General features: G+C 67.1%; 20 protein-coding genes and 1 tRNA gene. 11 read left to right on the forward strand and 10 right to left on the reverse strand.

Translation table 11 applies throughout. From position 1 onward, the window contains the following. Nucleotides 1-60 precede the first annotated feature (60 nt). From ACSLGO_RS17165 to ACSLGO_RS17190, 6 genes are read left to right on the forward strand one after another with little or no spacing between them, the layout of a single operon-like run. Nucleotides 61-1374 (forward strand): hypothetical protein, encoded by a 1314-nt coding sequence (locus tag ACSLGO_RS17165; RefSeq protein ID WP_436401558.1) that lies wholly within the window; start codon nucleotides 61-63, stop codon nucleotides 1372-1374. Nucleotides 1375-1380: 6 nt separating this feature from the next. Beyond that, on the forward strand, nucleotides 1381-2061 hold the full coding sequence (locus ACSLGO_RS17170) for a DUF4129 domain-containing protein (protein ID WP_436401559.1): 681 nt from the start codon (nucleotides 1381-1383) through the stop codon (nucleotides 2059-2061). Continuing rightward, nucleotides 2058-3275: a DUF4350 domain-containing protein gene (locus ACSLGO_RS17175; RefSeq protein ID WP_436401560.1), complete on the forward strand. Its 1218-nt coding sequence runs from the start codon at nucleotides 2058-2060 to the stop codon at nucleotides 3273-3275. The genes ACSLGO_RS17170 and ACSLGO_RS17175 overlap by 4 nt, the downstream gene beginning before the upstream one ends. Continuing rightward, entirely contained in the window at nucleotides 3272-4294 is a 1023-nt protein-coding gene (locus ACSLGO_RS17180; protein WP_277664836.1) for an AAA family ATPase, read from the forward strand. The genes ACSLGO_RS17175 and ACSLGO_RS17180 overlap by 4 nt, the downstream gene beginning before the upstream one ends. 3 nt (nucleotides 4295-4297) lie before the next feature. Beyond that, nucleotides 4298-5590 (forward strand): DUF58 domain-containing protein, encoded by a 1293-nt coding sequence (locus ACSLGO_RS17185; protein ID WP_325787650.1) that lies wholly within the window; start codon nucleotides 4298-4300, stop codon nucleotides 5588-5590. Nucleotides 5591-5637: 47 nt separating this feature from the next. Then, nucleotides 5638-6318, forward strand: a complete 681-nt coding sequence (locus ACSLGO_RS17190) for a DUF4166 domain-containing protein (protein ID WP_263127245.1) — start codon at nucleotides 5638-5640, stop codon at nucleotides 6316-6318. Between the two features lie 8 nt (nucleotides 6319-6326). Here ACSLGO_RS17190 and ACSLGO_RS17195 read toward each other — a convergent pair whose 3' ends face one another. The 4 genes from ACSLGO_RS17195 to ACSLGO_RS17210 are packed head-to-tail and all read right to left on the reverse strand — an operon-like array spanning nucleotide 6327 to nucleotide 10178. Further along, nucleotides 6327-7400: a hypothetical protein gene (locus ACSLGO_RS17195; RefSeq protein ID WP_436401561.1), complete on the reverse strand. Its 1074-nt coding sequence runs from the start codon at nucleotides 7398-7400 to the stop codon at nucleotides 6327-6329. Beyond that, nucleotides 7384-7761 (reverse strand): chorismate mutase, encoded by a 378-nt coding sequence (locus ACSLGO_RS17200; RefSeq protein ID WP_091603148.1) that lies wholly within the window; start codon nucleotides 7759-7761, stop codon nucleotides 7384-7386. The genes ACSLGO_RS17195 and ACSLGO_RS17200 overlap by 17 nt, the downstream gene beginning before the upstream one ends. Before the next feature lie 56 nt (nucleotides 7762-7817). Beyond that, on the reverse strand, nucleotides 7818-8954 hold the full coding sequence (gene mnmA / locus ACSLGO_RS17205; protein WP_091603145.1) for a tRNA 2-thiouridine(34) synthase MnmA: 1137 nt from the start codon (nucleotides 8952-8954) through the stop codon (nucleotides 7818-7820). A gap of 3 nt (nucleotides 8955-8957) precedes the next feature. After that, nucleotides 8958-10178 carry a cysteine desulfurase family protein gene (locus ACSLGO_RS17210; RefSeq protein ID WP_386917563.1) on the reverse strand — a complete coding sequence of 407 codons (1221 nt, stop codon included), beginning with the start codon at nucleotides 10176-10178 and terminating at the stop codon, nucleotides 8958-8960. Between the two features lie 267 nt (nucleotides 10179-10445). Here ACSLGO_RS17210 and ACSLGO_RS17215 point away from each other — a divergent pair, with 267 nt between their 5' ends. From ACSLGO_RS17215 to ACSLGO_RS17225, 3 genes are read left to right on the forward strand one after another with little or no spacing between them, the layout of a single operon-like run. Next, on the forward strand, nucleotides 10446-11402 hold the full coding sequence (locus tag ACSLGO_RS17215; RefSeq protein WP_436401562.1) for a J domain-containing protein: 957 nt from the start codon (nucleotides 10446-10448) through the stop codon (nucleotides 11400-11402). Between the two features lie 23 nt (nucleotides 11403-11425). Continuing rightward, nucleotides 11426-11893, forward strand: a complete 468-nt coding sequence (locus tag ACSLGO_RS17220; RefSeq protein WP_091603136.1) for a tRNA (cytidine(34)-2'-O)-methyltransferase — start codon at nucleotides 11426-11428, stop codon at nucleotides 11891-11893. Nucleotides 11894-11908: 15 nt separating this feature from the next. Next, entirely contained in the window at nucleotides 11909-12712 is an 804-nt protein-coding gene (locus tag ACSLGO_RS17225) for a class I SAM-dependent methyltransferase (RefSeq protein ID WP_325787646.1), read from the forward strand. On the opposite strand, the gene ACSLGO_RS17230 is transcribed toward ACSLGO_RS17225, so the two are convergent. From ACSLGO_RS17230 to ACSLGO_RS17245, 4 genes are all read right to left on the reverse strand, one after another. Further along, nucleotides 12709-13458 (reverse strand): PIG-L deacetylase family protein, encoded by a 750-nt coding sequence (locus tag ACSLGO_RS17230; RefSeq protein ID WP_419242838.1) that lies wholly within the window; start codon nucleotides 13456-13458, stop codon nucleotides 12709-12711. The genes ACSLGO_RS17225 and ACSLGO_RS17230 overlap by 4 nt on opposite strands. Then, nucleotides 13455-14399, reverse strand: a complete 945-nt coding sequence (locus ACSLGO_RS17235; protein ID WP_152273586.1) for an electron transfer flavoprotein subunit alpha/FixB family protein — start codon at nucleotides 14397-14399, stop codon at nucleotides 13455-13457. The genes ACSLGO_RS17230 and ACSLGO_RS17235 overlap by 4 nt, the downstream gene beginning before the upstream one ends. Nucleotides 14400-14447: 48 nt before the next feature. Next, on the reverse strand, nucleotides 14448-15287 hold the full coding sequence (locus ACSLGO_RS17240) for an electron transfer flavoprotein subunit beta/FixA family protein (protein WP_176697549.1): 840 nt from the start codon (nucleotides 15285-15287) through the stop codon (nucleotides 14448-14450). A 219-nt stretch (nucleotides 15288-15506) separates the two neighbouring features. Beyond that, the gene (locus ACSLGO_RS17245) at nucleotides 15507-17123 is read right to left on the reverse strand and encodes a trypsin-like peptidase domain-containing protein (RefSeq protein ID WP_436401563.1); all 1617 of its coding nucleotides are present in this window, start codon (nucleotides 17121-17123) and stop codon (nucleotides 15507-15509) included. Nucleotides 17124-17440: 317 nt separating this feature from the next. Between ACSLGO_RS17245 and ACSLGO_RS17250 the strand changes: the two genes are divergently transcribed. Continuing rightward, the gene (locus ACSLGO_RS17250; RefSeq protein ID WP_436401564.1) at nucleotides 17441-19480 is read left to right on the forward strand and encodes a TPM domain-containing protein; all 2040 of its coding nucleotides are present in this window, start codon (nucleotides 17441-17443) and stop codon (nucleotides 19478-19480) included. Nucleotides 19481-19582: 102 nt separating this feature from the next. Then, the gene (locus tag ACSLGO_RS17255) at nucleotides 19583-20323 is read left to right on the forward strand and encodes a PspA/IM30 family protein (protein ID WP_091603118.1); all 741 of its coding nucleotides are present in this window, start codon (nucleotides 19583-19585) and stop codon (nucleotides 20321-20323) included. A gap of 248 nt (nucleotides 20324-20571) precedes the next feature. Here the strand turns inward: ACSLGO_RS17255 and ACSLGO_RS17260 are convergent. Together ACSLGO_RS17260 and ACSLGO_RS17265 are read right to left on the reverse strand one after the other, a co-directional pair. Then, nucleotides 20572-20648, reverse strand: a tRNA-Met gene (locus ACSLGO_RS17260). A gap of 49 nt (nucleotides 20649-20697) precedes the next feature. Further along, nucleotides 20698-23688 (reverse strand): UPF0182 family membrane protein, encoded by a 2991-nt coding sequence (locus ACSLGO_RS17265; RefSeq protein WP_386917571.1) that lies wholly within the window; start codon nucleotides 23686-23688, stop codon nucleotides 20698-20700. Nucleotides 23689-23902 lie beyond the last annotated feature (214 nt).

A 23902-nucleotide genomic window follows, 5' to 3' on the forward strand; every position in this document is an offset into this window, starting at 1 on the left:
CAGAAACTATAGTCGGACTAGGAGAAACAGAACCAAGTACCACAGAGGCGGGGGACAACCATGAGTCAGGACAATCACAACGAACCAGAGCCCGGCGGCGCGTCCCGTCCCGGATCCGGCTCCGGCTCCGAGCCGTCCCAGCCACCTCAGGCCCCCTGGTCCCAGCAGCCACAGTGGGGACAGCAGCCACAGTGGGGCCAGCAGCAACCCGGCCAGCCCCTTCCACCCTATGGGCAGCCCGCGCCTCCCGGCTGGTCCAGCCCCTACGGCGGCAACCCATACGGCCCGGGCGCGCCCGGCGGCTACCAGCAGGGCCCATATTCCCAGGGCCAGTACAGCGCTCCGCCCAAGCCCGGTGTCATTCCACTGCGTCCCCTCGGGCTGGGAGAAATCATGGACGGAGCCTTCCAGGCCTGCCGGCGCAACCCTGCAGCCACCTTCGGCATCGCGGTGCTCATCCAGGCCGTAATCGCGGTATTGACGGTTATCTTCGGACAGTCCCTGCTGGCCCCGATCAGCGATATTGGACTTGAATCCGAGCTGACCGATGAGCAGGCGCTGTCCCTGGGGACCACCGCGCTCACCGGTGGAACGGCCCTGACCATCGTCTCTGCCATCGGGATCCTGCTAATGCAGGGGCTGCTGGTGATCCCGGTGGCCCGGGCCATCCTGAACCTCAAGACCGGTTTCGGCCAGACCTGGCGCCTGGCCAAGGGGTCCATGCTCAGGCTGGCCGGACTCGGCCTGCTGATGTTCGCCGCAGCCGCCCTCGGCGTAGTCGCGTTCATCTTCGTTCTGGTGCTGGTCATCGAGTTCCTGGGCCCGCTGGGGATTTTCCTGACGGTGGTCGGCGTCCTCGGCGTCGTCGCCGTCTTCGCGTGGCTGTCCGTGAAGCTGGCCCTGGCACCTGCTGCCCTGGTGGCCGAGCCGCGCGGGGTCTTTGCCTCGATCGCACGGTCCTGGGCCCTTACCCGGGGCAACTGGTGGCGCACCTTCGGAATCCTCCTGCTGACCAGCGTGATCGTCTCCATCATCGTTTCTGTAATCAGCACTCCCATCACCATGCTGATCACGCTCTTCGCTTCTTTTGGCTCGGCGGAAGCCGGCGCGGACGATCTGACCGCCGTGCTGCCGGTGCTGGTGCTCACCACCGCCGTCTCGGCCTTCTTCGGTGCCATCGGCTACGCCTTCCAGGCGGCCGTCACGTCACTGCTCTACATTGACCTGCGGATGCGCCGGGAAGGGTTCGACGTGACCCTGATGAAGGACCAGGAAATTGCGGCCGCCTCCGGACCGGATTTCGTACCCGGCAGGAACCTGCCGCCGGCTGGTTCCGGACAATGGCCCCAGGGCCCGTACACCGGTACCGCCTAGGGCTGCATGAGGACAGCGATCTTCGCTCCCCCGCTCCGCGAGGTGCCGGTGGATCCCGACGCCGACCAGGCCCGCCGCTGGCTGCAGGACGAGCTTTCCAAAGCCGAGTACCAGGACGCCCAGCCGGGCTTTATGGAACGGGCAGTGGCCCGGATCCTGGAGTTCCTCGAGGAGCTCCTTTCAGGCATCCAGGGCGTCGGCGCCCCAGCCGGCATCCTTCTGCTTGCCCTCGGCGCCCTGGTCATCCTCGTCCTGGCGATCCTGGTGGTCCGCCCGAGGCTGAATGCCCGGAAGAGCCCGGCCGGCCTGTTCGACGAGACCGGCGCGGACCAGGATGCTTCTTTCCACCGCTCGCTGTCCGAGGAAGCCGCGGGGGCCGGGGACTGGGACACCGCCCTGACCGAACGGCTGCGGGCGATCCTCCGCACGGCGGAGGAGAGGGTCATCCTCGAACCGCGTCCTGGCCGGACGGCCCATGAGGCAGGTGCAGCCCTGTCCGCCGTTTTCCCGGCCGCAGCGAAAGAAATCCTCTGGCTCAGCCGGCGCTTTGACGAGATCCGTTACGGCGGCAGCCGAGCGGCTGAGGCCGACGTGCGGCGTACCGCCGAGCTGGACGCCGGGCTGCTCCGCGCCCAGCCTGCCGGCGCGGGCGCTGCCGCGCTGCCATCCCTGGCGGTGCCGAAGTGAGCGCCGCCGCTCCTCCGTCCGCACAGCCGGAACACACCGACCGGACCAGCGCAGGATCGGCCGCCGCCTCGTCCGCCCTGCGGAGCCGGCTGCGCGCCTGGCGTCTATGGATCATTCTCTCGTTTGTCCTTCTTGTCGGCGTCGTGCTGAGCCTGCTCACGTCGCAGGACGCGGACCGAGCCAGGCTCTCCGCCTCCAACGCCGCTCCGGAAGGCGCCCAGGCTGCGGTCCGTGTCCTGCAGGCACAGGGGGTCAACGTGGTGGAGGCGGAAGACTATGCCGAAGCCCTTGGCCTGCTGGGCGAGGGCGGCGCTGCCCTGCTGCTCTTTGACCCCAACGAGTACCTCTCCGACGAGCAGCTCGGCGAACTCGGGGACGAAGCCCAAAAGAGCATCCTGGTGGAACCAACGTTCGCGCAGTTGATGGCCCTGGCCCCGGACATCTCGCAGGCCGGCCTGGTGCCCCAGGACGTCATAGATGCGGGTACCGTCGACGCCGATTGTTCCGCCCCGGCCGCCGAGGCCGCCGGAACGGTCTCCGCGGGAGGACTCGCCTACCGAGGCCCCCTAACCTGCTTCACCGTGACCGGCAGCAGCGAACCGGATGCCGGACTTTTCGCCGAATCCGAAGTCCATTCAGCCGCCGTCCTGGGGTACACCGGACTGCTCGCCAACGAATCCATTGCCGAGAACGGGAACGCTGCCCTGGCACTGTGGTCCCTGGGCAGTGCCGAGACACTGGTCTGGTACCTGCCGGTACCGGCGGATATCCCGGCCGGCGACGCACCGGCGAGTCCCTTCAGCCTCCTCCCGGCCTGGGTGGATCCACTGCTCGCATGGACGCTGGTGGTGGCTGCCCTGGCGGCCTTCTGGCGCGGCCGCAGGCTGGGACCGCTGGCCATGGAACCCATGCCCGTAGTTGTCCGTGCCGCCGAAACCGCCGAGGGGCGTGCCCGGCTGTACCAGGACAGCCGGGCCCTGGACCGGGCAGCGGACAGCCTGCGGGCCGGCACCATGGTGCGCCTGGCCGCCCGCCTCCGGCTGGGCCCCGGCAGCTCTGCCGCCGACGTTGTCCAGGCGGCAGCGCGCAGCACAGGACGCTCCGCGGCTGAAATCGATTCATTGCTCAATCGGCCCCGGCCCGTCAGTGACAGCGATCTGGTGGCCTGGTCACAGGAACTTACCTACCTAGAGGAAGAGATCACCGAACCATGACCCAGAACTACCCATCGGTTTCCAACCCCACCGCCGCGGGCAGCGTCCAGGCCAATACGCCGGACTCGGGAGAACACGCACGGCAGGCCCTGCACAGCGTTCGCCAGGAAGTGGCCAAGGCTGTGGTGGGGCAGGATGCCGCGGTGACCGGCCTGATCATCGCCCTGCTGGCGCGCGGGCACGTACTCCTGGAGGGCGTCCCGGGCGTAGCGAAGACGCTGCTGGTCCGGACCCTGGCCGCCGCGCTGTCCCTGGACACCAAGCGGGTGCAGTTCACCCCGGACCTCATGCCCGGTGACGTGACGGGATCGCTGATCTATGACGGGCGCACGTCCGAGTTCAGCTTCCGCGAAGGCCCGGTCTTCACCAACATCCTGCTGGCAGATGAAATCAACCGGACTCCTCCGAAGACCCAGGCATCCCTGCTGGAAGCCATGGAGGAGCGGCAGGTCACGGTCGACGGCGTCTCCCGCCACCTCCCTGACCCTTTCCTCGTGGCTGCGACCCAGAACCCCGTGGAGTACGAGGGCACCTATCCCCTGCCGGAGGCACAGCTGGACCGCTTCCTGCTGAAGATGACACTCGACCTTCCTTCCAGGGAGGATGAGATCGAAGTGATCCGCCGGCACGGCAGCGGTTTCGATCCCCGCAACCTCAGTGCGGCCGGCGTGCGTCCGGTCGCCGGCGAGCAGGATCTCAGGGCGGCCCGGGAGGCCGTCGCGAGGGTGGATGCCTCCCCCGAAGTCCTGGGCTACATCGTGGACCTTGTCCGCGCCACCCGCTCTGCGCCGTCGTTCCAGCTCGGAGTATCCCCGCGCGGTGCCACGGCCCTGCTGAACACCGCACGGGCCTGGGCCTGGCTGTCCGGCCGATCCTTCATCACCCCGGATGACGTCAAGGCACTGACGCTGCCTGCGCTTCGCCACCGGGTGGCGCTGCGCCCCGAAGCCCAGATGGACGGCGTCAGCGTTGATGACGTGCTCGGCAGCATCCTCGCCACCGTTCCGGTCCCCCGCTAGCAGATGGCGATTTCCCACCGCCTGGTCATCCTGGCCGCACTGGGCGCCGTCGCCGTCGTGCTCTTCCCCGGCACCGGAACCATCCTGGCATGGCTGGCCCTGACGGCGGCAGCCGCCGGTGTGGACCTGGCCCTGGCGGCACCGCCGCTGGAGACCCGGCTGGAACGCGAGCTTCCCGAAAGTGCCCGGCTGGATGAAGACGTGCCGGCGGCCCTGGTGCTCCGCAATGAATCGAGCCGGACGCTGCGAGCTGCCGTCAGGGACGCCTGGCAGCCGTCTGCGGGCCAGCTGCGTTCCGAACGCCGTGTCACGGTTCCCGCGGGTGAAGCACGCCGGGCACCGGGCACCCTGCGGCCGGAACGCAGGGGTAACCTGCACACTGCAGCCGTAACCATCCGCTCGTTTGGACCACTGGGCCTGGCCGCAAGGCAGCGCACCGTCCCGTACCCGGGAACCCTGCGCGTGCTGCCGCCGTTCCGCTCCAAGCGCCACCTGCCGGCAAAGCTGCGCCGGCTGCGCGAAATAGACGGCAACGCCTCTGTGCAGCTGCGCGGCGCAGGCACCGAATTCGACTCGCTGCGCGACTATGTCCGCGGCGACGATGTCCGTTCCATCGACTGGCGGGCGACGGCGCGGCGCCGGGACACCGTGGTGCGCACCTGGCGGCCGGAACGGGACCGCAGGGTCATCCTGCTGCTGGACACTTCCCGGACTGCCGCGGCCCGTATCCTGGACGAACCGCGGCTGGACACCGGCATCGAGGCAGCGCTGCTGCTGGGCATGCTGGCCCAGGGCGGCGGTGACCGCGTGGACTTCGCGGCGTTTGACCGCCGGGTCCGGGCACGCGTGGATTCAGCGGCCAAGGCCAACCTGCTGAGCCGCCTCGCCGGGGCCATGGCCCCGCTGGACGCGGAACTTATCGAAGCCGACTTTTCCCTGCTTCCCGGACTGGTCGCCTCGGTGTCCTCCCGTCGCTCACTGGTTGTGCTGATTACGTCGCTGGACGCCGGCGCAGTGGAGGAGGGCCTGCTGCCGGTGCTGCCTGCCCTGCTCGCCAAGCACGTGGTGGTAGTCGCCTCGGTCCGGGACCCCGCCCTGGATGAGCTGCGGGCGGACCGGACGTCCGCCTCGGCGGTGTTCCGCGCCGCGGCCGCGGAAAGGGCCCTGCTGGACCGTGCGGCAGTGACCGCCCAGCTCAAATCCATGGGCGCGGAAGTCGTGGATGAACCGCCGCATGAACTGCCGCCGAAACTCGCGGACATGTACATCCGGCTGAAGGCTTCCGGGCGGCTCTAGGCTGCTGCCCGCGGGCGCGGCGGTAACCGGCGGCGTAGGCTGGGTGGATGAGTGATGGTTCCGTCTACCAGCGGGCGCTCGGCGCCGCGTTTGACCGCCTGCAGCCGCAGCTGCAGGACTATTTTTCGCTGCAGCCCGGCGAGGGCAGGTATGGCTTCGGCACCGGCATTTTCGACGTCGCCGGCAGTCCGCGCCCGGCGCTGCGGCCACTGCTCTCCGCCATTCCCGTTGCGAATGCATTCTTTCCGGATTTCGGCCGCCGCGTCCCGTTTACCATCAGCAACTACCCGCACATTGACCCGTTCGGGCGCTCGTCGCTCACCGCGGTCCGCACATTCAGGTTCGACCGCGCGGACCGGATCTTCGAGGACACCACCTCCCTGACGTCCCCAACCGGCCTGACCGACTATGTCGGACGTCGCCGGAACCTGGCCACGGACCTGGATCTTTCGGTGTCGCAGGACGGCCGGCTGCACATGCATTCTCCGCATACCCGGCTGTTCCTGGGCCGGCTGCGGCTGCCGGTACCGGTGCTGGCCGGCGCGGATGCCCACGCCGAGCAGTGGTGGGATGAATCCGCCGGTCACTTCCGCATCCGGACAATCGTCCGCCAGCGCCAGCTCGGCACGGTTTTTGTCTACGACGGCAGCTTTACCTACGAGTACCGGGAGTTCGACGGCGTCCTGCCACCGGACGCCGAACCCGAGAAATGGGAGCGCAGGCTCTAGTCCGGCGCTTAGCCTTCGGCGGCCAGCTGGTCCAGCGCAGATGCTGTCTGGGTGAGGCGTTGAAGTACGCGCCGGGCCGCGGACGGCGCGAGCTCCGCCAGGTCGCCGGCCGGCATGATGCCCAGCGCCGGCAGGTCCCGCAGCGGGAGTCCCACTCTCTGCCATCCTGCCGTGATGTCCTGCACCAGGGCCGTCACCTGCCGGGGAGCCTCTCCTGCCGAAGGCAGCGGCAGGGCGCCGAGCCAGATGTGCCTTCCGGCTTCGACAGCCTCCGCGATCCCTTCCCAGTCGCCGTTGGCCAGCCCCTTGAGGGGAAGTGCGACGCCGTCGGCACCCGCACCCAGTGCGAGGTCCAGGCCGGAGCCGGAGGCGCGGTGACGGGCAGAGGGCAGGTTCAGGACCACTTCGGCGGCTCCTGCAGCACGCAGGGATTCCCGGAGCAGGTGCCAGGCCTGGGACGCTTCCTGCGGCGGAACCGAGCGCAGGGTCCGGTACCCGCTGGCCGTGGGGATGCGGCCGTCCAGGATGTTGTCCAGGAGCGGTTCGTCCAGCTGGACGGTGAGCGCTGCACCGCGGGCGACGGCGGCGACGCGGCGAACATACTCCGCCGCACCTGCGGCCAGCGACTCGGTGATCTCCCGGCGCGCGCCGGCGTCGGACAGGGCGCGTTCTCCGTTATGCAGGTACAGTCCAGCGGCGAGGGACAGCGGCCCCTGCAGGGAAACCTTCAGCCTGGAGCCGGGATTCTCTTCCACGCCGATGACGTCTGCCAGGGTATTGATGTCCCGGGCCAGCAGGGACTCAGCCCGCCTGTAGTCGATTCCCGGGCGGTCCACCAGGCGCCAGCCATGCGGCTGCAGGTCCACCGGCAGGTCGACCAGGATGGCTGCGGCCCGTCCCACTGGATCGGCTCCGACGCCGCGAGCAGGCAATTCGACCAAGAACGGCAGGTGCGGCTCGCCCAGTTCACCGCGGATGATCTTTGCGGCTTCCAGCGGGTCGGTCCCGGGCCAGGTTCCCTGCGCCGTTGCGCTGACGCCCGCCGGAACGGGCGCAGCAGCCTGCTCAGGCTCCTTCTGCACTGCTGCCGCCGTTACGGGTCTCGGAAATGGCCTGGTGGTGCCGAATGACTTCGCTGATGATGAAGTTCAGGAACTTCTCGGCAAAGGCCGGATCGAGGTTCGCGTCCTCGGCAAGCCGCCGCAGCCTGGCGATCTGTGCAACTTCGCGGCCGGGGTCCGCGGGCGGCAGGTGGTGCTCGGCCTTGAGGTGTCCTACCCGCTGCGTCGCCTTGAAGCGTTCAGCCAGGAGGTAGACCAGCGTGGCGTCGATATTGTCGATGCTGCTGCGCATGGCAAGCAGCTCGGCCATGACCTCGTCTGCCACCTTCCCGGACAGGGAACTGGCTGTGGGGTCGAAATCGTCAGCTGGTGCAGTACTCATGAATCCAGTTTAGGGTCCAGCCTCCGGCACGCAGGTGCACGTTACGGCGGGCGGGGCTAGGAGACCGCGGCAGGATCCCACTGCAGGGAACGTGCCGAGTCGATCGTGGCCTGGCCCAGCACCCGGGTGCCCTGGTAGATCACCACGGTCTGCCCGGGGGCCACCCCGCGCATCGGATCCTTCAGCCGAACCACCAGTTCGCTGCGTCCTTCTTCACCGGATTCCATCCAGGCGGTCGCCGGAACGGGATCGCCGTGGGCGCGGACCTGCGCGGTGCACTCGAAGGTTTCCCCGGTTTCCACCTCGTGGATGGGCAAGCCCGCCCAGGAAACCTTGATGCCGCGCATCTGGTCGATTTCAAGCAGCTTCTCCGGTCCCACGATGACCTTGTTTTCCTTCGGCCGGATCTCCAGCACGAAGCGCGGCTTGCCGTCCGCCGCGGGGCGGCCGAGCTTCAGGCCCTTGCGCTGGCCTACGGTGAAGGCGTTGGCGCCCGGATGCGTGCCGAGCGTCTCGCCCGTGGGGTCTACGATCTCGCCCTCGGTCATCTCGATGCGTTCTTCGAGCCAGCCGCGGGTGTCGCCGTCGGGAATGAAGCAGATGTCGTGGCTGTCCGGCTTGTTGGCAACGGACAGCCCGCGGCGCTCGGCCTCGGCCCGGACCTCCGCCTTGGACGGGGTGTCAGCCAGCGGGAACATGGCGTGCTTGAGCTGTTCGTGGGTCAGCACGCCCAGCACGTAGGACTGGTCCTTTGCCCAGTCTGCCGCACGGTGCAGCTCGGGATTCCCGTCGGCGTCGGTGATCACCTTGGCATAATGGCCGGTGCACACGGCGTCGAAACCCAGCGCCAGCGCCTTTTCCAGCAGCGCAGCGAACTTGATCCGTTCGTTGCAGCGCATGCAGGGGTTCGGTGTGCGGCCCGCCGCGTACTCGGCCACGAAGTCATCGACCACGTCCTCCTTGAACCGCTCGGAGAAATCCCAGACGTAGTACGGGATGCCCAGGATGTCGCATGCCCGCCAGGCGTCACGCGAGTCCTCGATGGTGCAGCAGCCCCGGCTGCCGGTGCGCAGGGTACCGGGCATGCGGGACAGCGCCAGGTGGACCCCGACGACGTCGTGCCCTGCCTCCACTGCCCGTGCTGCGGCCACGGCGGAGTCGACTCCGCCGCTCATTGCTGCCAAAACCTTCATGAGCTAAAAACCCGTTCCTGCTGTTCGTATGCTGCTTTCATTGCCCGCCATGCCGGCCTTCTTGGCCCGTTCGTACGCTTCGGGCAGGGCATCTATTAGTGCATCAACGTCTTCGGCGGTGGATGTATGCCCCAGGCTGAACCGCTGGGCGCCGCGGGCCTCGGTTTCGGTCAGTCCCATGGCCAGCAGCACATGGGACGGACGCGGCACCCCGGCGGTGCACGCCGAGCCGGTGGACGACTCTACTCCTGCCAGGTCCAGGAGGAAAAGCAGGGAATCGCCCTCGCACCCGGGGAAGGTGAAGTGGGCGTTGCCGGGAAGCCTGCGGGTACCATCCTCGTCGTCGCGCGGTCCGCGCAGCACCGCGTCGGGAACGGCGCGTTCGACGGCGGCAATCAGGTAGTTGCGCAGGGTGCGCAGGCGCGCACTTTCTTCGGCCAGGTTCTCCGTGGCTTCCCGGGCTGCGGCAGCGAACGCGGCGATGCCGGGCTTGTCCAGGGTGCCGGAGCGGATATCCCGCTCCTGTCCCCCGCCGTGCAGCACCGGGGTGAGCTTGACGGCGCGTCCAACCACAAGCGCGCCAACGCCCACCGGGCCGCCGATCTTGTGCCCGCTGACCGCCATGGTGTCCAGGCCGGACTCGCGGAAGCTGAGGGGTACGGCGCCAAAGGCCTGCACGGCGTCGGAATGAACCGGCACGCCGTAGGAGTGCGCCAGTTCCACCAGGGCCGGGATGTCCTGGAGGGTTCCTACCTCGTTGTTCGCCCACATCAGCGTCACGAGGGCGGTTTCCGCCCCGTGTTCTTCCAGTTCGCGGCGCACGGCGTCGAGGCTCACGACGCCTTCGGAATCCACCGGCAGCCAGGTCACTTCGGCGCCCTCGTGCTTCTGGAGCCACTCCACGGTGTCCAGCACGGCGTGATGTTCCACCGGCGAGCAGAGGATGCGGTTCCGGCGCGGATCAGCGTCCCGACGGGACCAGTACAGGCCCTTGACCGCCAGGTTGTCCGCCTCGGTGCCCCCGGAAGTGAAGATGACCTCGGAGGGATGGCAGTCAAGTGCCGCCGCCAGCGATTCCCGGGAGTCTTCCACCACCATCCGGGCGCGCCTGCCTGAGCCGTGCAGCGAAGAGGGATTGCCGCTGCGGCTCAGTTCGGATGTGAGTGCGGCGAGGGCCGAAGCCGAAATAGGCGTGGTCGCCGCGTGGTCGAGGTACACGGGCACCAGACAATTCTAGCGCCCGGTCCCCGCGGTGTGGTCCGGTACCGGGTTTCGGTAGCCCGGGCACACCCTTCCGCACCCGGACGGCCGCACGGGAGCGCGGATTCCAGCCGCTAGAATTGGGGCTCCACCGGGAGCGAACAGGACCGGGCTCCGGCGAACTATTCCGCGTCCTGCAGCGTTATATCGGTGCCTGCGCCGCAGGACTAGACCGAGAAAGTGTTGGTATCCGCTACCGCGGAGGCCGATTTGCTACCGAAAGGACCAGCAGTGACTCCCCCAGCCCAATCGCTGTACGAGGTACTGGGGCTCACGCCGTCCGCCACCGTTGACGAGATCAAGTCCGCGTATCGGAAGGCTGCCCGCCGTGCCCACCCGGACCAGGGTGGAAGCAGCGAGCTGTTCCATCTGGTCTCTGAGGCCTACCAGGTGCTCTCCGACCCGGATCAGCGTTCCGCCTACGACCGTCGGCTGGGCCGGGCCGGTTCGGCGGGCCCCGTTTCCGGTTCCTCCCCGGTCCGTCCCGCCGGCACCAGCGGATCCGCCGCCGGCAAATCTGTTCCCAACCCGGACTTCGGCAAGCCGCCGGTTTTCGTACCCGATTTCACGCCGCAGCGCCCTCCCGCCATTCCGCTGGCCATGATTGGGCGCCAGGTCAACGGGGAACCCGAGAGGCCCGGACTCCTCAAGCGCATGGGTTCCTCTGCCGGATCCCGCTTCGACGCGGAGAACCTTACGATCGGGCTGCTGGCGAACTCCCTGCTGCCGGATTACCCGGCAGGCAGACTCGTCAATTCCCTGCGCATCCCGGACAGTGGCCCGCGCGGCGGCAACCTGGAAATTGGACACGTCCTGCTCGGCGGCTACCGGATGGCAGTCATTGACTCGATCATGGCGTCCCCGGGCGCCTGGTACTGGGACGGGAAGCAGCTTCGCCACCGTGGCCGAACCGTAGGTTCGCTCCGGCTGGCTGACGCGGTCCGGACCTTGCAGGAGAAGTTCCCCGACGTGCGGGTCTCAGGCTGGCTTGTCCTGCACAGCCCTAACCAGAACCCGTTCGAGCCAATTATCGACTCCCCTCCGAACCTGCCCGGGTCAGCGCCGGTCGACGTCGTGAATCCCGGAACGCTGGCACGGGACCTCCGCCGGTTCTTCAGTACCGGGCCCCAGCCGAACACTGTCCTGCTTCCCGTGCTGGGAGCCCTGCTCGATGCGACGAACCAGTAGCGGCGCGGGCATAGGATAAAGACGTGTTCCGCATCCTTTTCCATACCCCTGAAATTCCGGGCAACACGGGCAACGCGATCCGGCTCGCAGCGATCACCGGTGCCGAGCTGCACCTGGTGGAGCCCCTGGGCTTCGACTTCGAGGACTCCAAGCTGCGCCGGGCGGGCTTGGATTATCATGACCTCGCCGTGATGCACGTGCATCCGAACCTCGAAGCCGCCTTCGAGGCACTGCGCCCGGAGCGGGTCTACGCCTTTACCTCCGACGGCGACACCACCTACACGGACATTGCCTACCAGCCCGGCGACGTGCTGCTTTTCGGCCCGGAGTCCGTCGGGCTGCCGGAGGACGTCAAACATGATCCCCGGGTGACTGCACGGCTGCGGCTGCCCATGCTTCCGTCCCTGCGGTCGCTGAACCTGGCGAACTCCGCTTCCATTGCCGTCTACGAAGCCTGGCGACAGCACGGCTTCGCCGGCGCCCAGCTCTAAGCCGAAGGACAGACCATGCCCGAGCAGCAGCCCCTTGCCAGGATTTTCGACGCCGGAGCCGGCGATTTTGAACGCATGGCACCCTCCCTGTGGAATCCGATGGGCAACGCCCTGGTTGCCGCGGCGGACGTCAGGCTGGATGAGAGCGTCCTGGATGCCTGCTGCGGCGGCGGTTCAATCACGGTTCCGGCAGCCCAGAGCGCCGGTCCGGGGGCGATCGTGGACGCTGTGGACCTCTCCGCGGAACTGCTGGAGATTGCCGCTGCCAAGGCCAAGACGCTTTCGCTGGAGAACGTTGCCTTCTCCCAGAGCGATGTCCTGGGGTTCCGTCCCGACACGCAGTATGACGTGATCCTGTGCGGCTACGCCGTCTTCTTCCTGCCGGACATGGATGCCGGGGTACGCCATCTGGTTTCACTCCTGCGCAGCGGCGGCCGGCTGGCCTTCAGTACCTGGGCCGAGGGCGCGCTGACTGAATTCACGTCCGCCCTTTTCCGGCACTGCGCCGCGGAGGGCGTGGACCTTCCGGACACCAGCGAGTCTTCCCGGGACAACATGCTCCGCATCAACACACCGGAGAAAGCCTCTCAATGGCTGTCGGATCTTGGCCTGCAGGAGGTCAGCGCCGTACACACATCCGTGCCGGTGCTGCTGAGCCAGGACCTGGCCTGGTCGATGGTGATGGGCAGCCCGCTGCGCCTGCTGCTTCCGGAAGACCGGGACGCCGCAGGCCGGGTCCGCAATGCGTTCCTGGCAGAACTCGGGGAGGAATACACGCTCAACGCCGACACCCTGATTGTGACGGCCGTCAAGCCCTAGAAACCGGCGATGGTGGCGGGGGTGTTCACTCCCACCACGTGGAAGACCTCTGCACTGGTGCCCTCGGGCAGGCCGTGCCGTGCCGCGTTCTCCTGCAGGAATGACCGCACCGCGGATTCCATTCCGGGCAGGTCCGGATGCTGGCTGGCGTGAACCCGCACGGCCTCCAGTTTGGTGTCCACCTGCGCCGTGATGTCCACGGCATGGTTCTCGCGTTCACGCGGAGCGCCGTAGAAGACCAGCCACGGTACCTTCCAGGCGTGCAGTCCGCCCTGTTCCAGTTCGGGGTAGGCGAACGGATTCTCCGCCGCCGGATACACCGCACGGGTAACAATCTCACCGCAGGCCAGGTGGTCCGGGTGGCTGGCCTGGATCCGGGCCCAGTTGCGTTCCGGATGCATTGAAAGCACGACGTCGGGACGCACCTGGCGGATCAGCTCCACTGCCTTGCCCACCACCTCGTGGCTCACGGCAAGGAATCCGTCCCGCTCGCCCAGGAAGTGGATATCCCCTGCGCCCACGATGTCGGCCGCGGCGCGCTGCTCGGCGTTCCGCCTGGCACTGATGTCTTCCCGGCCGGCGGTTTCGAAGCCGCCGGCATCCCCGGAAGTCATAATGCAGTATGAGATCTCGGTGCCCTCAGCGGCCCACCTGGCCAGCGTGCCGGCGGCACCGAAGTCGATGTCATCCGGGTGCGCCGCGAACGCCAGGACACGTCCGGGCGCGGATCCGGGGAAACCGTTCACGCGCGCCGCTTCCGGATTTCCTCGGCGGCCTGCGGCAGCACAGTGGCCAAATCGCCCACAATGCCGAAGTCCGCGATCTCGAAGACGGGGGCATCCGGGTCCTTGTTCACGGCAACGATCACCTTGGCGGTCTGCATTCCGGCCTTCTGCTGGATGGCGCCGGAAATGCCCGCTGAGATGTAGAGCTGCGGTGAGACGGTCTTGCCGGTCTGGCCCACCTGGGCCGAGTGCTCGATCCAGCCCGCGTCCGTTGCCGCACGGGAAGCCCCAACAGCCCCTCCAAGCACGTCCGCGAGTTCTTCCACGGGGCCGAAGTCTCCGTCAACGCCGCGGCCGCCAGCCACGATGACCCGGGCCTCGGAAAGCTCGGGACGTCCGCTGACCCGTTTCTCGGACCGCTCAGCCACCGCTGCGGCCGGGCCGGTTTCCGGGACTGCCACCAGGCTGCGCTCCGGAGCGGCGCCGTCGCCGGGTTCGGCGGGTTCCACGGAGTTGGCCTTGACGGTGATGATCGGAGTGCCGGTCTGGACCCGGCAGGTGGAGGTGTAGGAACCGGCAAGCACTGACTTGGTCACGGACAGGTCCGGAGCCACCGCCACCGCATCGGTGATCACACCGGAACCGAGCTTGATGCCCACCCGGGCCGCGACTTCGCGGTCCTCGAAGGAATTGCCCAGCAGCACGGCGTCGGGGTTGGCGGCGCGCACAGCCTCGGCGAGGAACGCAGCCTTGGCCGCCACCAGCACATCCGGCAGTTCCTGCGAAGGTTCGTAAATGCGGGTGACGCCGCAGGCACCCAGCGCCGCAGCGGCGTCGTCGGCCAGCGGCCGGGGCACGGCCACTTCGGCGCTGCCGAGCGAGGCGGCGATGGCCAGCAGTTCACGGCCGGCGCGCGGAAGGGGAAGGGAAGGAACGTCGATAAATACCAGTACGGAGCCCATGGGGCGCTCTCCTAGGTGTGCGGGCGCGGCTGCGCCGTAAGGGACGTGCTAGATGAGTTTCTGGGAAGCGAGGTAGTCCACCAGCTTGACGCCCGCGTTCCCGTCGTCGGTGATGATGGTGCCGGCACCGCGTGCGGGCCGCGGCGCGGAAGCCGCAACCGACGTCCAGGAGCCTTCCTTGCCCACCTGCGCCGGGTCGATGCCTACGTCCTGGAGCGAGAGCACGGTTACCGGCTTCTTCTTCGCGGCCATGATGCCGCGGAAGTTCGGATAGCGCGGTTCGTTCGCCTGGTCGGTGACCGAGACGACTGCCGGCAGCGGTGCCTCGATGATCTCGGAATACGAATCGCCGTCGCGCCGGGCACGCAGGACTGGACCGCCTTCACCGGCCACCGTCTGGAGCTCGGACGCAAAGGTCACCTGGGCGTACCCGAGGCGTTCGGCTAGCTGCGCGGGAACCAGCGAGGTTTCACCGTCGGTGGAGGCCATGCCGGTGATAACCAGGTCAACCGGGCCCTGGGTTGCTTCCAGGTGCCGGACGGCGGCAGCCAGCGCCAGCGAGGTGGCTGCGGCATCGGAGCCCTCCAGCGCGTCGTCGGACAGGTGCACGCCCTTGTAGGCACCAATCTGCAGCGACTTCTTCACGGCGTTTACTGCCGCCGATGGGCCCATGGTAAGGGCGGTGACTGTGTTCCCGCCCTTATCTCCGCCGCGTTCCTCTGCCAGCTGGAGAGCGGCTTCGAGCGCGTACTCGTCAAGCTCGGAGAGAATGCTCTCGGAACGGTCAAGGGTGTGGTCCGGTCCGTCGAGACGGCGGTCAAACTGGGTGTCCGGGACGTGCTTCACCAAAACAACAATGTTCAGCGGCCTGTTGGCTGACTCCTGCATTCCGGCCTTTCCTGTAGGAAGATTGCGCCGGTGTGCGTTCCGGCATCCCCCGCCCGTCGGCGGCGACAGCTTAAAGCTAATCACACGCGGCCCCCGGCCTCGAACGTTCCTCCCGAATTGCTGCCGGGAGCACCTTCCCTGAGGTCATGCCCGCCGAAAGGCTCCGCCCCGCCTGCCGGACGGCAGGCGGGGCGGAGTAGTGCGGGAGCCGGTGTTCGGTTACTGGTCTGCTGAGTTCCCGAGGGTTACGTCGGTGCTCTGGCTCTTCCCATCCCGTACGTAGTCGATCGTGACCTTGGAACCGGCCGCCTGCATGCGGATGGCCGCGGTGAGCGACTGCGCGTCAGTGATCGGAATTCCATCCACCGAGGTGACGACGTCGCCCTTCTGCAGCCCTGCGCGCGCGGCCGGCGTGCCGCTGGCCGGGTTGTCCGCGACCTGCGCGCCAATCGTGAAGGAGGACGAGCCTTCGGTCGCCGGAGTCACCGACACTCCGAGGAATCCATGCGTGGCGGACCCGTTGGAAATAATCTCGTCCGCCACTCGCTGGGCGTAGCTGGCGGGAACGGCGAATCCGACGCCGATGCTTCCGCTGTCCTCTCCGCTGGACGTGGACGATGCCGAAGCGATCGCCACATTCACGCCGATGACCTCACCGTCCGTGTTGACCAGCGCACCGCCGGAGTTTCCGTGGTTGATCGCTGCGTCCGTCTGGATCACGTTGAGGTAGATGGAGTTCGACGCCGAGCTCTGGTTCTGGGATGAACCGTCCGGCGGGGCGAAACGGAACCCAAACCCGTCGTCCTCCGGGGCCGAGTCGGAATTGGATTCAGGTGCTGCCGAGGACTGCACGCTGATGGTGCGGTTCAGGGTTGACACAATGCCGTCCGTGACGGTTCCGGCCAGGCCAAGCGGGGCGCCAATGGCAAGCACGGAGTCGCCCACGTTCAGGTTGTCCGAGTCGCCGAGGGTCGCCGGAGTGAGATTGTTCGAATCCACCTTGATCACGGCCAGGTCCGAAAGCGGGTCGGTTCCGACCACGGTGGCCGAGAGAACCCTGCCGTCCTCTGTCTGGACCTCGATGCTGGGGTCCGCCACCGTACCGCCAAGGGTAACCACGTGGGTGTTGGTCAGGATGTGCCCCTGGTCGTCCAGGATGATGCCGGAGCCGCTGCCGGAGGAACCCGATCCCGTGACTTCGATCGTCACCACGCTGGGCGAGGCCTTGACCGCGGCAGCGGTAATCGCATTGACGTTGTCCTTGTCATTGACCACCACGGTGTTGGACTGGCCGGTCGTCCCGGCCGTCGGCGAACCGTCATCGAGGATGGCGTCAGCCGCGACTGCTACGCCTCCGCCGAGGAGCCCGGCAATGAGCATGGCGGTGACGATCGTGCCGGTTCCGTACCGGCGGCGACCCCCGGACGAAGGCTGCTGGCGTCCCGGGCTGCCGTAGTGCCCGCCGTAGCCGCCGCCATAGCCGCCGCCGGACGGTCCGGTGTTCCCGGGCTGGTAGGAAGCCGGCGGGGTCTGCGGAGCGGGACCGGCAGAGCTGTTGTAGCCGGACGTGTTGAAAGCACCGGAAGAGGCCTGTTCCCGGGCCTCAGGCTCCGGCCGCTGGCCCTGCTGCGCCGGCCAGGGACCGCCGGCTCCAGACGCGGGCTGCGCGCCACCGGCTTCCGGCACGGGGTTCGCGTCCCCCGCCGGGAGCCGTGTGGTGTCCGCTGCGGTGCGGGGCGGGTTCTCCCCCTCCGAAGCTGATGACGTCGGCGGGACCGGCGGGCGGGGAGGCAACGGCCGCTGCGGGTCTTCAGTGCCCCCGAGGTGCTCACTCATATGGGCCGTCCTTTCGAAAATTCGGTGTACCCACAAGTATCGACCTATCCACTATCGCAGGGGAGTCTGTGTCCCAGGCACGAGCTTTCTGAATGTCTGCTGGGAATTTCCCGAATGGCACGGCGTTCCGGACCTCCCCCGCTCCAGCCTCCGTCTGCCCTAGTCAACAGCGTTAGCCAGAGGAAACGTCCAGACTGATGGGATACGGTTTCGTTGTGGACTGGCAGTGCGGGCACCCATAGAATCAGAGCCATATCCGCCCGGCAGCCAGGAAACCGTACCCAAGTGCAGCGCACGGACAGACTAAGGATTCATTTATGCGGTTGAGGACGAAACGGCTCGCAGCCGTGCTGGCTCTGAGCGCCCTGGCGGTGTTCGCGCCGTCGGCGGCCCATGCCGATCCTCCGGTCACCATTCCGCCGGGCCAGTACCTGGTGGACGCCAACGGCTCCCTGGGCCGCGGCACAGCGGAAGTGCAGCAGGCCATCAGCGATGTGCAGCAGAGTACCGGCTACACGCTTTACGTGGTGTTCGTTGACAGCTTCACGGATCCAAGCGATCCCACCGCATGGGCGCAGGATGTTGTTACGTCTAAGGGCATGGGCTCGCGTGAAGCCCTCCTGAGCATCGCCACCGAGGAACGCAAGATCGAGGTGGCCACCGGGGACCAGTCCGTCCTGAATGAACAGCGCCGCAACGCCATGATCGACGCCGCGACGGAACCGCTGCTTGGCAACCAGAACATTACGTCCGAGGACTGGACTGCCGCAGCCGTCAACGCCGCCAAGTCGCTGGAGGACATAGCCGGCGGCGGAAGCGGCGAAGTCTCCACCGGCGGCAGCAGCAGCCTGGTGCCGGCTTTCGTCGTCGCAGCGGTCGTGCTTGTTGGCGCCTTCGCAGTCTTCTTCCTGGTCCGCAGCCGCTCCGGCAAACGCCGCGCAGTAGCCAGCCGGGAAGAGACCGCGCCAAAGGATCCGCTGGATGCCATGAGCGTGGCAGACCTGCGCAAGCGGGCCGGGAGCCTGCTCATCGCTGCAGACGACGCGATCAAGTCCAGCGAGCAGGAGCTTGCCTTCGCCGCTGCTCAGTACGGGGACGACGCCGTCTCCACCTTCACCGACGACCTCGCTGTGGCGCGCGCCCACATGGGCGAGTCCTTCAAGATGCAGCAGCAGCTTGACGACGAAATCCCGGACACCGAGGAGCAGCAGCGCACCTGGCTCAAGGACATCATCCGGCGGTGCGAGGCAGTCAACGACTCCCTGCAGGCACATAAGGAAGACTTCGACGCGCTCCGGGAACTTGAACGCAATGCGCCCGCTGCGCTGGCAGCCGCGCGCGAATCCGCGCAGGCGGCAGCAGCCCGGCTGGACTCCGCCCGTGCGGCCCTCGGCGGACTCGAAACCCGCTACAGCGACGCCGCACTCGTCAAGGTTCGGGACAACATCGACCAGGCCCGGGAGCGGCTGGCCTTCGTCGAGAACGCAGCGGACACCGCGCAGGAGAAAATCCAGTCCGGGGACACCTCCGCCGCAGTCCTCGCCGTCCGGGCAGCGGAGGAGAGCGTGCACCAGGCCAACGTCCTGCTGGACGCCATTGACCGTACCGGCAGCGGACTGGACTCGGCTGCGGCCGAACTGGACCGCGCCGTCGCCGATGCCCGCCAGGATCTGGCCCAGGCCCGTGCGTTCTCGCAGGGCGGCGCCCAGCCGGCCCTCGCCGGCCCGATAGCCGGAGTGGAGCAGGCACTGGATGCGGTGGCCGCCGCACGCGGCGGCAAGTACGACCCGGTGGACCTGCTGGGACGGCTTGAAGCCGCCAACGCACAGCTGGATGCGTCCTTGGAGGGCCTGCGGGACCGTCAGGAACAGGAACGCCGTGCACGCGATGCGCTCCAGCACACCATCATGTCCGCCCAGGCGCAGATCGCAGGAACCTCGGACTACATCCGTGCCCGGCGTGGAGGCGTGGGCAGCGAGGCCCGCACCCGGCTCGCAGAAGCCGAGCGGAACCTCCAGCAGGCCATCGCACTGCAGTCGTCAGACCCGGTCAGCGCCCTCGCCTATGCCCAGCAGGCCAATGCCCTTGCAGCACAGGCGTCCCAGATGGCCCAGCAGGACGTGGACGGCTTCGGCGGCATGGGTGGCTGGGGCGGCGGCGGTGGCATGTACGGCGGCCGGGGCGGCGGAAGCGGACTCGGCGGCGCCATACTCGGCGGCATCCTCATCGACTCCATCCTGCGGGGCGGCTCCGGCGGCGGCGGTGGCTGGGGCGGCGGAGGGTTCGGCGGCTTTGGCGGAGGCGGAGGCTTCGGCGGAGGAGGCGGCGGGTTCGGCTCCTCGGGAGGAAACTTCTAGCCCGGCGGAAACTCCCGCGGCGGGTTTTCGCCGGACACGGATTTTGACAGGCTGGCAACAGCACAACCACGCACTACGTGAACGAATGCGAAAGGCAGACAGATGGTAAAGCAGTCCATATTCGGGCGGATCGCCCAGCTGGCCAAGGCCAACATCAACGCGCTTCTGGACCAGGCGGAAGACCCCCAGAAGATGCTTGACCAGATGGTCCGCGACTACAGCAACAACATCGCCGAGGCCGAAAGCGCCGTCGCCCAGACCATCGGCAACCTGCGGATGCTTCAGGACGACTACAACGAGGACCTGGAGAATGCCCGCAGCTGGGGCAATAAGGCCCTTGCAGCCTCACGCAAGGCAGACGAATTCCGGGCCAGCGGCAACACTACCGACGCGGAGAAGTTCGACAACCTGGCCAAGGTTGCCATTCAGCGCCAGATGGCATCCGAGAACGAGGCACGCGGAGCCGAGCCGACCATCGCTTCCCAGGAAGAGATCGTTGAGCGGCTCAAGACCGGCCTGAACCAGATGAAGGACAAGCTCCAGCAGCTGCAGTCCAAGCGGAACGAGCTCATCGCCCGTTCACGCAACGCCGCCGCGCAGAACCAGATGCACGACGCAATCAAGAGCATCGATGTCATGGATCCCACCTCGGAGGTCGGCCGCTTCGAGGAGAAAATCCGCCGCGAAGAAGCCCGCGTCCGGGGCGCCAACGAACTGGCTGCGTCCAGCCTGGATGCCCAGTTCGAGTCCCTTGAGGACCTCGGTGAGCAGACCGAGGTGGAGGCCCGCCTCGCCGCACTGAAGGCGTCTGCCGCCAACCAGTCGGCTATCGAGCAGAACTAGCCCTACCCAGCCTTTCGGCCGCAGGCCGGTGTCCCGCACGGGGCACCGGCCTGCGGCGTTTTCCCGTGGTCCTCCCCCAGGCAGCGGGAAGGACATGCAGCTGCCCGGATGCGTCGGCATAGGTCCCGTGAGCCGCGCGAAAAGGGCAGACCCCGCAGGCAGCGGCGAAAACCCTCCTGTCCTGCCCCGGCTCCTGCCTGGACACAAGGAAAGACCCCCGTCCGGAAACCGGACGGGGGTCTTTCACGTGGTTGCGGGGGCAAGATTTGAACTTGCGACCTCTGGGTTATGAGCCCAGCGAGCTACCGAACTGCTCCACCCCGCGGCGCGGTATCTACTTTACCGGCCGCGGGGAGGAGCCGCAACTCACGGGACTACTCTCCGGAGTTTTCCTCTCCGGAGTCGGCACCCGAGTCGGCAGAGCCGTCAGCGGCACCGGCCGCGGCGCCGGCCATCTTGTCCTGCGCGGAGATGGCCCTCTGGATCGCCGCGTTCAGCTTGTCCTGTGCCGCGCCGTAGGCTGCGAAGTCGCCGTTGGCGAGTGCTTCCTGGCCCTCCTGGATCGCTGCGCCGGCGTCGGACAGTGCAGTCTCCAGATCGGCCTGGGCGGTGGTCTCCGACGGCGCCGGGGTGGTTCCGTCGTCAGGGGTGTTCCCGACGTTTTCCTGGTCACCGGTGACGGCTCCGGAGTCGCCGCCAAAGACCTGGTCAAGTGCTTCGTCCAGGGTCGGGGCGAAGCCAACCTTCTCGCCGAAGTTCACCAGCACGCGCTGGAGTGTCGGGTACGAGGAGGCACCGGAGGACTGGACGTAGACGGGCTGCACGTAGAGCATGCCGCCGCCCACAGGCAGGCTGAGCAGGTTGCCGTTGATGACTTCGGAAGCACCCTGGCGGAGCAGGTTCAACGCGTTTGAGACCGTCGGATCCGAGTTGAAGCGGTTCTGGGCCTGGCCGGGGCCGGGCACCGCCGTGTCAGTCGGCAGTTCGAGCAGCCGCAGAGTTCCATAGGACTCGGCCTTCTGGCCGTCGGCACCGGTTCCGGCGTCTGCGTCGGCTGCGAGGAAGCCGTACAGCACGTTGCGGGCTTCACCGTTCTGGCTTACAAACGGGATAAACGGAGTCGTCAGCGAGAACGCGGGACTGTCCTGCCCCGGCATCTGCAGAGAGAGGTAGTACGGCGGCTGCTTGACGTCGGAGTTTGTCCGGGTTGGGTCGGACGGAACGGACCACGCGTCGTCGTTCTTGTAGAAGGACTCTGCATCGGTGACGTGGTAGCGGCCCATCAGCTCACGCTGGACCTTGAACTGGTCCTCCGGGTAGCGGACGTGCGCCATCAGGTCCGCAGACATATCGCTGTACGGCTTGAGCGTGGACGGGAAAACGTCCTGCCAGGCCTTCAGCAGCGGGTCCTCGTCATCCCAGGCGTACAGGGTGACCGAGCCGTCGTAGGCATCGACGGTCGCCTTCACGGCGTTGCGGATGTAGTTCACCCGGTCTGCCGGCAGGGCAGCCGACGCGCCGCCGGTCAGGGAATCGGTGGTTGCCGAAGCAAGCTCCTGCTGGGTGGAGTACGGGAAGTAGCGGCTGGTGGTGTAGCCGTCCACGATCCACTTCACGCGGCCGTCGACGACGGCCGGGTAGGCATTGCCGTCAACGGTCAGGTAAGGAGCTACCTTCTCGACGCGTTCGCGGGGATCACGGTCGTACAGGATCTGTGATTCTTCGTTGACGAAGTCCGAGAGCAGCAGTTCCGTGGACTGGAACTTGATCGCGTAGACAAGCTGGTTGAAGAGGTTGCCAACGCTCGGTCCTCCCTCGCCGGAGAAGGTGGTCTGGGTGTCGTCCTCAGCGTTGCCGGTCTGCGGGCGGTCGATTTCAACCGGCGCAGTGCCTTCGGGAGCGCCGACCACGGAGTAGTCCGGGGAGGACTCGCCGAAGTAGACACGCGGCTCGTAGTCCCCGAGCACACCCGTGGAGGGGATCCCGGATTCCATGAAGCTGGGCTTGCCGTCAGCCTGCACCGTCGATCCTCGGGCGGCGACCACGCCGTAACCGTGGGTGTACAGGATGTGCTCGTTCACCCAGCCGTCGGGAACGCCGTTGATGTTCAGTTCGCGAACCGCGATGACGGTGTCCTGAACGTCGCCCTCTACGTCGTAGCGGTCAACGTTCAGGGTTTCCGGGAACTGGTAGTACTGGCGGAACTGCTGGAGCTGGCCGAACGCGTCGGAGACGACGTTCGGGTCCAGCAGGCGGATGTTCGCCGTGGTTCCGGCGTCGGCTGCCAGGGCGCCCGCGTTGGCGTCGACAGTCGCGTCGTAGTCGATCACCTCGGTGTCGGCCAGCCCGTAGGCTTCGCGGGTCAGGTCGATGTTGCGCTGGATGTACTCGCGCTCAAGGGTCTGCTCCGAGGGAACAACCTGGTAGCGCTGGACGATCCAGGGGTACACGCCGCCGGCAACAATCGCGGTGATGACCAGCATGGCCGTGCCGATGATGGGCAGGCGCCAGCGGCCGATGATCGCGGAGAGGATGAACAGCACCGCCACGATCACCGAGGCGACGGCGAGGATCGCCTTCGTCGGGATGACGGCGTTGACGTCCGTGTACAGCGCGCCGGTCCAGGAGCCGGAGGTGCTCAGGAGGGTGTTGTAGCGGTCAAGCCAGAAGTTCACGGCCTGCAGCAGCAGGAAGGAAGCGGCAATCACGGCAATGTGGATACGTGCCGGGCGGCTGACGAAGACGCCCTTCTCCTCCAGGCGGATACCGCCGTAGAGGTAGTGGGTGAGCAGTCCGGCGATGCCGCTGATCACGACGACTGAAATCAGGAAACCGACGATGAAACCAATGAACGGCAGCGTGTTCAGGTAGAAGCTGAAGTCCATGTTGAACTCGGGGTCGGTCTGCCCGAAGTCCTTGCGGTTGAAGAACAGCAGCGCCTGCTCCCACATGGCCATGGCGGCCGTGCCGGCGAATCCGCCCACCACTACCGGAATACCGATCATCAGGAGCTTGCGGACGGGCTCAAGCTGGGCCTGGTAGCGGTTCAGGTTGTCCTGCAGCGCGCTGTCCGGGGCGTAGATCGGCCGGGAGGAGTACGCGGCGCGGATGCTGAAGTAGACGCAGACGGACATGACCACGAAGGCCGCCGCAAAGAGGGCGATCCGGGTCAGGTTCTCCTTGACGAAGACTTCAAGGAAGCCGAGCTGGTTGTACCAGAGCACGTCGGCGTAGACCTGGGAGAAGTAGACAAACCCGATCACCAGTACGGCGACGACGATCAGGGTGGCAATCAGCGGGCTGCGCCGCCGACGGGTGGTGCTGGGGCTCGGTCGGGAAAATGGGCCATTAGGTCCGGAAGTCACAGTTACCTCATCGTTCGGTACGTCGGCTCACGGCACCTGCGACAGCTCGGCGAGTTACGGATCTGCTGCCTCGGTAGCAAAGCAACTAACGACCCCTGTGTCCGACGGCCTGCCCGTTTCTTGCCGTGGTTCCTTATTCTGCCCTGTTAATCCCGCGCACTGCCACTTATAAGGCACCGGCGAACGAACCTTATTAGGATCGTGATTCGATCCG

Source organism: Arthrobacter sp. IK3, assembly GCF_051337705.1.
In the GTDB taxonomy this organism is placed as follows: Bacteria; Actinomycetota; Actinomycetes; order Actinomycetales; family Micrococcaceae; genus Arthrobacter_B; species Arthrobacter_B koreensis.

Coding starts and splice junctions, on each gene's coding strand:
- ACSLGO_RS17165 (WP_436401558.1), top strand. CDS start 61: ATGAGTCAGGACAATCACAACGAACCAGAGCCCGGCGGCGCGTCCCGT.
- ACSLGO_RS17170 (WP_436401559.1), top strand. CDS start 1,381: ATGAGGACAGCGATCTTCGCTCCCCCGCTCCGCGAGGTGCCGGTGGAT.
- ACSLGO_RS17180 (WP_277664836.1), top strand. CDS start 3,272: ATGACCCAGAACTACCCATCGGTTTCCAACCCCACCGCCGCGGGCAGC.
- ACSLGO_RS17185 (WP_325787650.1), top strand. CDS start 4,298: ATGGCGATTTCCCACCGCCTGGTCATCCTGGCCGCACTGGGCGCCGTC.
- ACSLGO_RS17190 (WP_263127245.1), top strand. CDS start 5,638: ATGAGTGATGGTTCCGTCTACCAGCGGGCGCTCGGCGCCGCGTTTGAC.
- ACSLGO_RS17200 (WP_091603148.1), bottom strand. CDS start 7,761: ATGAGTACTGCACCAGCTGACGATTTCGACCCCACAGCCAGTTCCCTG.
- mnmA (WP_091603145.1), bottom strand. CDS start 8,954: ATGAAGGTTTTGGCAGCAATGAGCGGCGGAGTCGACTCCGCCGTGGCC.
- ACSLGO_RS17225 (WP_325787646.1), top strand. CDS start 11,909: ATGCCCGAGCAGCAGCCCCTTGCCAGGATTTTCGACGCCGGAGCCGGC.
- ACSLGO_RS17235 (WP_152273586.1), bottom strand. CDS start 14,399: ATGGGCTCCGTACTGGTATTTATCGACGTTCCTTCCCTTCCCCTTCCG.
- ACSLGO_RS17240 (WP_176697549.1), bottom strand. CDS start 15,287: ATGCAGGAGTCAGCCAACAGGCCGCTGAACATTGTTGTTTTGGTGAAG.
- ACSLGO_RS17245 (WP_436401563.1), bottom strand. CDS start 17,123: ATGAGTGAGCACCTCGGGGGCACTGAAGACCCGCAGCGGCCGTTGCCT.
- ACSLGO_RS17250 (WP_436401564.1), top strand. CDS start 17,441: ATGCGGTTGAGGACGAAACGGCTCGCAGCCGTGCTGGCTCTGAGCGCC.
- ACSLGO_RS17255 (WP_091603118.1), top strand. CDS start 19,583: ATGGTAAAGCAGTCCATATTCGGGCGGATCGCCCAGCTGGCCAAGGCC.